3 protein-coding genes and 4 pseudogenes are annotated in these 9173 nt (G+C 67.9%); all 7 read right to left on the reverse strand.

Annotated elements, in window-relative coordinates; translation table 11 throughout:
* Window positions 1-222, reverse strand: a pseudogene (locus MBELCI_RS17510) (electron transfer flavoprotein subunit alpha/FixB family protein); the annotation flags it as partial.
* Window positions 222-980, reverse strand: a complete 759-nt coding sequence (locus MBELCI_RS17515; RefSeq protein ID WP_021695586.1) for an electron transfer flavoprotein subunit beta/FixA family protein — start codon at window positions 978-980, stop codon at window positions 222-224. The pseudogene MBELCI_RS17510 and the gene MBELCI_RS17515, both read right to left, overlap by 1 nt.
* 33 nt (window positions 981-1013) lie before the next feature.
* Window positions 1014-3459, reverse strand: a pseudogene (locus tag MBELCI_RS17520) (GcvT family protein).
* Between the two features lie 18 nt (window positions 3460-3477).
* Window positions 3478-5912 (reverse strand): annotated as a pseudogene (locus tag MBELCI_RS17525) (GcvT family protein).
* On the reverse strand, window positions 5818-6480 hold the full coding sequence (locus tag MBELCI_RS17530; RefSeq protein ID WP_369385489.1) for a helix-turn-helix domain-containing protein: 663 nt from the start codon (window positions 6478-6480) through the stop codon (window positions 5818-5820). The pseudogene MBELCI_RS17525 and the gene MBELCI_RS17530 overlap by 95 nt, the downstream one beginning before the upstream one ends.
* Window positions 6481-6594: 114 nt before the next feature.
* The gene (locus MBELCI_RS17535) at window positions 6595-7812 is read right to left on the reverse strand and encodes an aminotransferase-like domain-containing protein (RefSeq protein WP_369385490.1); all 1218 of its coding nucleotides are present in this window, start codon (window positions 7810-7812) and stop codon (window positions 6595-6597) included.
* 372 nt (window positions 7813-8184) lie between these two features.
* Window positions 8185-9173 (reverse strand): annotated as a pseudogene (locus MBELCI_RS17540) (aminotransferase family protein); the annotation flags it as partial.

The raw sequence follows: 9173 nt of genomic DNA on the forward strand, positions 1-9173 counted from the left end.
GGCGACCGGCTCGGCGAGGCGGTGCGAATAGAGCGCGTCCTCGGCGCAGAGCACGCGGGCCACGCCCTCGATCTTCGCCGCCGCTTGGGCGGCGTCCTTGGCCTTGGCGCCGACGCAAAGCAGCGTCACGTCGCCCAACGGCGCCACGGCGGCGACGGCGCGCGCGGTGGCGTCGTGGTTCAGCTCGCCATCGGTGACCTCGGCCAGAAGCAACACGCCCATCACACCACCCCCAGATCTTTGAGTTTCTCGACCAGATCATCGACCGAGCCGACCATCATGCCCGCCTTGCGCTCCGGCGGCTCGGCGGTCCTGACCACCTCGAGCCGGGGCGAGACGTCGACGCCGTAATCGGCGGGCGTCCTCTCGTCCAAGGGCTTCTTCTTGGCTTTCATGATGTTCGGGAGCGACGCGTAGCGCGGCTCGTTCAGCCGCAGATCCACGGAGACGATCGCCGGCAGCTTGACCGAGATCGTCTGCAAGCCGCCGTCGACCTCGCGCGTCACCTGCGCGCTCTCGCCGTCGATTTTCACCTCCGACGCAAAGGTCGCCTGCGACCAGCCCAAGAGCGCCGAGAGCATCTGCCCGGTGGCGTTCATGTCGTTGTCGATCGCCTGCTTGCCGCAGAGCACGAGGCCGGGCTCTTCCGCTTCGACGATCTTCGACAGGATCTGGGCCACCGCCAGCGGCTCGATGTCCTGCGCCGGATCGTCGGCCGCCACGACGAGGATCGCGCGGTCCGCGCCCATCGCCAGCGCCGTGCGCAGCGTCTCCTGCGCCTGCTTGACGCCGATCGACACCGCGACGATCTCCGACGCCGTGCCCGCCTCCTTGAGACGGATCGCCTCCTCGACCGCGATCTCGTCGAACGGGTTCATCGACATCTTCACGTTCGCCAGATCGACACCCGACCCGTCAGACTTCACCCGGACCTTCACGTTGTAGTCGATCACCCGCTTCACGGGGACGAGAATCTTCATCTGGCAAACCTTTCGCGCAAGGAGGGGGAGGGGTCAGGCTTTGACCCTTTCGGATTTCGGATCATAGAAGGGCTTGAGCGAGGCTTTCGCGCCGACGCGCCGCCCGGCCACTTCGATCTCGTAGGTGCTGTCGAGCACCTCCTGCGCCGACTGGCCCTCGCAGGGGACGTAGCCCATGCCCATGGCAGCACCGAGATGGTGGCCATAGGCGCCCGAGGAGAGATAGCCCACGATCCGCCGTCGCGCAGGATTGGCTCGGCGTGGTAGAGCAGCGGCTCGGGATCGGTCAGCATGAACTGCACCAGTCTGTGGCGCAGCCCCTCCTCGCGGCGGCGTGCCACCGCGTCGCGGCCGATGTAATCGGTGCCGGTCTTCTTGATGGCAAAGCCCAGACCCGCCTCGAGGATGTGATCCTCTGAGGAGATGTCGTGCCCGAAATGGCGAAAGCCCTTCTCGATCCGGCAGCTGTCCATCATGTGCAGCCCGCACAGCCGCGCCTCCATCTCGCGGCCCGCCTCGCGCAGCACCTCGAAGACATGGGCGGCCATCTCGGCGGAGACGTAGATTTCCCAGCCCAGCTCGCCCACATAGGTGACGCGGTGCGCGCGGGCCAGCGCCATGCCGATCTCGATCTCCCTACAGGTGCCGAAGGGATTGGTGGCATTCGAGAAATCACTCGGCGAAACGCGCCGTAGCAGGTCGCGCGAGCGTGGTCCCATGACGCAGATCACCGCCTCGGCGGCGGTCGCGTCGAACAGCGCGACGCGGAACGCGCCCATGTGGCGGCGCAGCCATTCCTGATCGGCCAGCCGCGTCGCGGCGGGGGTGACGACGAGATAGGCCGTCTCCGACAGGCGGGTGACGGTCACGTCCGCCTCGATCCCGCCCGAGGCGTTGAGGAACTGGCTGTAGACGATCTTGCCCACCGGAACCGACAGGTCGGAGGCCGAGACATGGTTCAGGAACGCCTCCGCATCCGGCCCCTCGACGCGGATCTTGCCGAAGGAGGACATGTCGTAGAGGCCGACATTCTCGCGGATCGCGCGGTGTTCGCGCGCGGCGTTGTCGAACCAGTTCTGCCGCGTCCAGGAATATTCGTATTCCGCCGGTTGGCCGGGGTCGGCGAACCAGTTGGCGCGCTCCCAGCCCGACAGCTCACCCATCACGGCGCCCTCGCGCAGGAGCTGCTCGTGCAGCGGCGAGCGGCGGATGCCCCGGGCGGTGGCCTTCTGGCGGTAGGGGAAGTGATCGGCATAGAGCAGGCCGAGCGTTTCGCGCGACCGCTCGAACAGGTAGTGCCGGTTGCCCTGAAAGGGCTGCATCCGCGCGATGTCCACATCGCCCAGATCGAAGGGCTTTTCGCCCGTGTCCATCCATGCGGCCAACGCCGAGCCCGCGCCGCCCGCCGACTGGATGCCGATCGAGTTGAAGCCTGCGGCGACCCAGACATTGTCCATCCCCGGCGCCAGCCCCAGATGGTAGGCGTCGTCGGGGGTGAAGCTTTCGGGCCCGTTGAAGAAGGTGTGGATGCCCGTCTCGGCCAGAAGCGGCATCCGGTTCACCGCCCTCTCGAGGATCGGCTCGAAATGGTCGAAATCCTCTGGCAGCTGGTCGAACTCGAAGCTGTCGGGGATGCCGTTCATGCCCCATGGCTTGGCCACCGGCTCGAAGGCGCCGAGCAGGATCTTGCCCGCGTCCTCCTTGTAATAGGCACATTCCTCGGGCACGCGCAGCACCGGCAGCTGCGTCAGCCCCGGCACCGTGTCGGTGACGATGTAGAAATGCTCGCAGGCATGGAGCGGCACGTTGACGCCCATCTGGCGGCCGACCTCGTGGCCCCACATGCCGGCACAGTTGACCACCATGTCGCAGGCGATGCGGCCGCTCTCGCCCGTCTCGTTCGTCCATGACACGCCGGTGATCCGCCTTCCCTTCTTCTCGAACCCCGTCACCTTGGTGCGCTCGACGATCTTCGCGCCGCGCATCTTCGCGCCCTTGGCCAGCGCCAGCGCGATGTTGGCCGGATCGCCTTGGCCGTCCTTGTCGAGATAAACCGCCGCCTTGACGTCCTCGACATTGACATGCGGGTAGCGGGTCTTGAGCTCGGCGGGGCCGATCTCCTCGACCTCGACGCCGAAGCGCGCGCCATCGAGGCCTGCCGCAGGATCTCCTCGCGGCGGGCCTCCGACAATGCCACGGTGATTGAGCCGTTGCGCCGAAACCCGGTCGCAACGCCGGTCTCCGCTTCGAGCCGTCCGTAGAGCTCCTGGCTGTATTTCGCGAGCCGGGTCATGTTCTTGGTGGCGCGCAGCTGGGCGATGAGGCCGGCGGCGTGCCACGTGGTGCCGGAGGTGAGCTGCTTGCGCTCGAGAAGCACCACGTCGCGCCAGCCGAGCTGCGTCAGGTGGTAGGCCACCGAGCAGCCGATGACGCCGCCGCCGACGATGACGACGCGGGCCTGTTCAGGGGGAAGTGCCATGGTCGGGGTCCTTTCGGGTCAGGCGCGGATACGGGCATTGTCCGCATCCCACAGGCAGGTGCCGGGCTGCACGGTTGCGGTGAGGCGCCGGCCATAGACCTCGACCTCGACGGTCGCGCCCGCAGGGGTCGCGTCATCGAGCATCGCCAGCGCGATCGCGGCCTCGACGCGGTGGCCATAGGCCGAGGACAGGACCTCGCCCACGCGGGTGCCATGATGGAACACGGCCGCCATGTAGGGGGCGTCCTGCGCGCCGGTCTCGACCTTGAGCGCTACCAGTCGCCGGGCAGGGGGGGCGCGGGGCTGCGGATCAGCGCGGCTTTGCCGGGAAAATCCTGCGGCTTGTCGAGCCGCACGAAGCGGTCGAGGCCGGTCTCGAACAGGTCGTAATCCGAGGAAAGGTCGCCCTTCCAGGTCAGGTAGCCCTTCTCGATGCGCAGCGAGTTCAGCGCATACATGCCGAAGGGCACGGCGCCCACCGCGCGGATCGCGTCATAGACGGCAGAGGCGTCACCGGGGGCGCAATGCACCTCCCAACCCAGCTCGCCCGCGAAGGAGACCCGCACCAGCAGGGCAGGCCGCCCCGCGACGCGGGCCTTCTGGTGGGTCAGCCAACCGAGCGATAGGTCGGCCTCGGTCAGCCCGGCCAGCACCTCGCGCGATTTCGGACCGGTCACCAGCATCGCGACCACGTCGCGTGTCATGTCCCTGACCGTGACACCCTCGGGCATCGCGGCGCGCAGGATCTCGCCATCATGCCACTGCGCCACGGCGGCGGTCATCAAGGTGAAGTCATCCTCGCCATGGCGGATGCAGGACATCTCGGTCAGCACGTGGCCGCGCGCATCGGCGATATAGACGAGGTTCATCCGCCCCGGTTTGGGAAGCGCGCCCGCGATCAGGCCGCGCAGCGCCTTGGCCGCGCCGGGCCCCGAGACGGCAAAGCGCGAAAAGCCCGCGAGGTCGATCACGCCCGCGCCGTCGCGCACCGCGATCGCCTCCTCGCGCACCCGCGCCTGCCAGGGCCCCGCGCGGTCCCATGTCAGCGTCGCGGCCTCGGAGGTATCGTCGCCGGGCCGAGCGAACCAGTTGGCCCGCTCCCAACCGTTATAGGCACCCATCTGCGCGCCGTCGGCGCCAAGCCGGTCGTGATTGGGCGACAGCTTGCGGTCGCGGCCCGCGGGCCATTCGTGGCGCGGGAAATGCATCGCGTACTCGTGGCCGTAGGTCTCCATCGCCTTCGCGGTGGCAAAGGCAGCATCGGCGTGATCGGTAAAGCGGCGCGGATCGCATGACCACATGTCCCACTCGGTATGGCCATGCATGATCCATTCCGAGATGACCTTGCCCGCGCCGCCGCCCTGCGCGATGCCGAAAGTGAAGCTGTGCGCCTCAAAGGCGTTGGGCACACCCGGCATCGGGCCGATCATCGGCAGCCCGTCGGGGGCATAGGGGATGGGGCCGTTGATGTTGCGCTGCACGCCCTGACTGCCAAGAAGCGGCACGCGGGCCATGGCGTCCTCGATATACCATTCCAGCCGGTCGAGATCGTCGGGATAGAGCTGGAAGCTGAAATCCTCGGGCATCTCCTCGCCCGAGGCCCAGCCGAGCCGGCAGTCGCGCTCATAGGGGCCGAGATTGAGCGAATAGGTGTCCTGCCGCAGGTAGTAGGAGCTGTCGACATCGCGCAGCATCGGCAGCTTGCGGCCATGCGCCTCGGTCCAGGCCCGCACCTCCGGGATCGCCTCGGTGAGGAAATACTGATGGCTCATCACCGCCAGCGGCACCGGGCGGCCGCCATGCGGCACGAACCACTCCCCGATGCGGGCGGCGTAGTAGCCCGCCGCATTGACGACGTAGTCGCAGCGGATGTCGCCCTTTTCGGTGTGGACGATCCATTCGCCGCCCCGGCGGCTGACGCCGGTGGCGGGGGTGAAACGTGCGATGGTGCCGCCTGCGGCGCGCGCGCCGCGAGCCAGCGCCTGCGTGACCTGACTGGGGTCGATGTCGCCATCGAGCGGATCCCACAGCCCACCCTCGAGATCGAGGGTCTCCATGAACGGCATGTGCGCCTGCAGCTCCTCGGGGGTGCAGATCTCCATCTCCAGCCCCATATGTGCCGCCATGCCGCGCACGCGCTCGAACTCCATCATCCGCGCGTGAGTGTGAGCGAGCCGCACCGCGCCGGTGACGTGGTAGTTGATCGGGTAATCGACCTCCCGCGCCAGCCCGCGATAGAGCGCGAGGCCGTGGCGCTGCATGTTCATCACGCCGTAGCTCGCGGCAAAGTTCGGACAGTTGCCCGCCGCGTGCCAGGTCGATCCGGCGGTCAGCTCGTTCTTTTCGAGCAACACGCAGTCAGTCCAGCCGGCGCGGGCAAGGTGGTAGAGCGCCGAGACGCCGACCACGCCGCCGCCGATGATGACCACGCGGGCCGTAGAGGGAAGGGACATGCCGGACCTCAATAAACGGGGGGCGAAATGACCCACAGCGCCTCGGCCGGGGTCTCGTAGGGGTTGGCCCAGCGGTAGGGCGCGCCTTGATGCGAAAGCTGTCGCCCGCCTCGACCGTGAAGCCGCGATCCTCGATCCAGACGTCGAGCCGGCCCGAGAGCAGGTAGACCACCTCGGTGGTGGTGGCGCGGAAGCGGGGCCGGTCGAGGGCGGCGCCGGGCTGAAAGGTCGAATGGACGACCTCGAAATCATCGGTCAGATCGGGTGAGATCAGCGCCTCGACCAGCCCGCTGTCACGCTCGCCGATCTCGCGGCGATGGGCGGCGCGCACCAGGAGGCCGCGCTCCTCGGCAGGGCCGCGAGGGCTGCCGAAGAACATCGACACCGGCGCGCCGAGGATCTCGCCCATGGCGTGCAGATCTTCGACGGTCGGGGTGGAGAGGCCGCGTTCGACCTGGCTCAACCAGCCGACGGAGCGACCGAGCCGCTCGGCCAGTCCGGCCAGCGTCATGCCGCGCGCGCCACGCAAGGCGCGGATGTCATGGCCAAGGGTATCAGGATCGTGCATCGCGGCGGCACCGGCTTTTCAAGGCAGTCATGAAAAAATGTCCGCGATTTTCACGGCTCTGTAAATGAAATTCTTCGGTAAAATTTCACGGGGCCGGCTGGGACCCTGCGATGATCAATCGTTGGGCATCGCGCTGCCGCCTTGCCCGCCGACGGCGCGCTCCATGGCCCGCGCCAATCGCGCCATCCCGTCCTGAATCCGGTTCGCGGGGATCGAGGAATAGGCGATACGGTAATGCGACCGGTCCGGCGCGCGATGCGCGAAGAAGGCGGCACCCGGTTCGATCAGCACCGAATCCGCGCGCAGATCGAGCGCGAGCCGGGTCGTGTCCACGCCTTCGGGCGCACGCATCCAGAACGATGAGCCGCCATGGCTCTCGCCGCCTACGGGGGTCAGCCCATGCACCCTGATGCAGCTCTCCATGATCGCGCGGCGCTGGCCGTAATGGCGCGCCAGCCGGGCGACCTGCGCGTCGTAATGGCCTAGAGACAGGAAATAGGCCGTGCTGCGCTGGATGTGGCTGGGCGGGTGGCGCAGCACCACCGAGCGCAGCTTGCGCATCTCCTCGATCATGAGCCGGTCGCCGACCACATAGCCGAGCCGCAGCCCCGGAAAAATCGATTTGGAGAACGAGCCGACATAGATCACCCGCCCGTCCTGATCGAGCGACTTGAGCGCCGGGGAGGGCGGGGCGAGGAACGACATCTCGAACTCGTAATCATCCTCGACGATCAGGAAATCGTCGCGCGCGGCGCGTTCGAGCATCTCGATCCGGCGATCGATCGGCATGGTGACGTTGGTGGGGGCGTGGTGGCTCGGCGTGGTGAAGACGAGCTGGGCATCTTCGGGAATCCGCTCCGGTGGCAGCCCACCCGCATCCACGTCCACCGACCGCCCGACATGACCCATCTGGTCGAAGATCCGCCGCAGCCCCGGAAAGCAGGGGTTCTCGACGATCGCGACCTCTCCGTCGGAGAGCAGCAGCTGCGCGATCATCCAAAGCGCATTCTGCCCGCCCATGGTGATCAGGATCTGGTCGGGCTGGGCGTGGATGCCGCGGCGGGGCAGGATGTGGCGCAGGATGAACTCGACCAGCATCGGGTCGTCGCTCTGGTAGCGGTCCTGCGCCAGCGTATCGAAGTCGCGCCGCCCGACCGCGCGCAGCGCGCAGGCGCGCCAGTTGGCATGGTCGAACAGCTCCGGGTCGGATTGGCCGTAGATGAAGGGAAAGCGGTAATCCATCCAGTTCGGCGGGCGCAGGATGTCGTCGCGCTGGCGGACCGGGCGGGTGAGCCGGTCGGCCCAGGCGACACCGGGACGCGCATGCCGCACCGGGTCGTCGAAGCGCGGCCGGCGCGGCGCGGTGTCGGCAACGAAATAGCCCGATCGATCGCGCGCAACGAGATATTCGTTGGCGACCAGCTCGTTGTAGGCGACCGTGATGGTGATCCGCGAGACGCCAGATGCGCAGCCAACCGGCGCGAGGAGGGCACCTTCTCGCCCGCCGCGCAGCGCCCCGAGACGATCGCCTCGGCCACGATCTGCTGGATCTGCTGCTGCAGCGTCGCGTCGCTGCCCGGCGGCAGCAGGAAAATCTCGGGCGGGATCGGCATCCTAGGGGGCCTTCCTACGGGCAGGGACGGGCAGGGCGACCGCGCCCGCACGTCCCCGGTAGCATCCGCCGCCCCGCGCCGGAAGCGCGGCTCAGCCCGCCACGCGGCGCAGCGCGCCGTCGATGGCTCGGTGATGACGTCGATGCGCCCGGGGTGGCGATCAGCGCGGGCGCGAGGCACAGCGTGTTGTTGTAACCGGGCAGCGAACGCGTGGTCGCGCCGATGATCACCCCCTGTGCCATGCAATCCGTGACGACGGCCTGCACCAGCCGCTCATCCGCCGGGGCGCGGGTGGCGCGGTCGGCCACCAGTTCGGCCCCGCAGAAAAGGCCGAGGCCCCGCACATCGCCGATCACGGCGTGCCGGTCCTGCAGGGCGCAAAGGTTGTCCATCAGCCGCGCGCCCATCGCCCGGGTATTGGCCAAGAGCCCCTCCTCCTCGATGATCCGCATGTTCTCGAGCGCCGCCGCAGGGCCCGCGGTGCAGCCGCCGAAGGTCGAGATGTCCCGAAACAGGCTCATCGGGTCGCTGTCGTCCTTGAACTGCTCGAACACCGCCTCGGTGGTGACGAGGCAGGCGATCGCGGCGTAGCCCGAGGCCACGCCTTGGCCATGGTCACGAGATCCGGCTCGATGCCGTAATGCTGGTAGCCGAACCATTCGCCGGTACGGCCCACGCCGCAGACCACCTCGTCGAGATGCAGAAGGATCTCGTGCTTGCGGCAGATCTCCTGCACCCGTTCCCAGTAACCGCGCGGCGGGGTGATGACGCCGCCGCCCGCGGTCACGGTTTCGAGGCACAGCGCGCCGATGGTATCGGGCCCCTCGCGCAGGATCACCTCTTCGATCGCATCGGCGGCGCGCAGGCCGTATTCCTCGACATCCCACTGCGCGCGGTATTCGAGGCAATGCGGCACCTGCACGAAGCCCGGCGTATAGGGGCCGTATTGCGCGTTGCGCTCGGGCTGGCCACCGGCCGACATCGTGGCGATGGTCGCGCCGTGATAGTCGCGCTCGCGGTACAGGATCTTGTGCTTCTTGCCGCCGTGATGCTTGTGCGCGATCTGGCGCACCATCTTGA

The sequence above is a fragment of the Limimaricola cinnabarinus LL-001 genome (assembly GCF_000466965.1).
GTDB lineage: Bacteria > Pseudomonadota > Alphaproteobacteria > Rhodobacterales > Rhodobacteraceae > Limimaricola > Limimaricola cinnabarinus.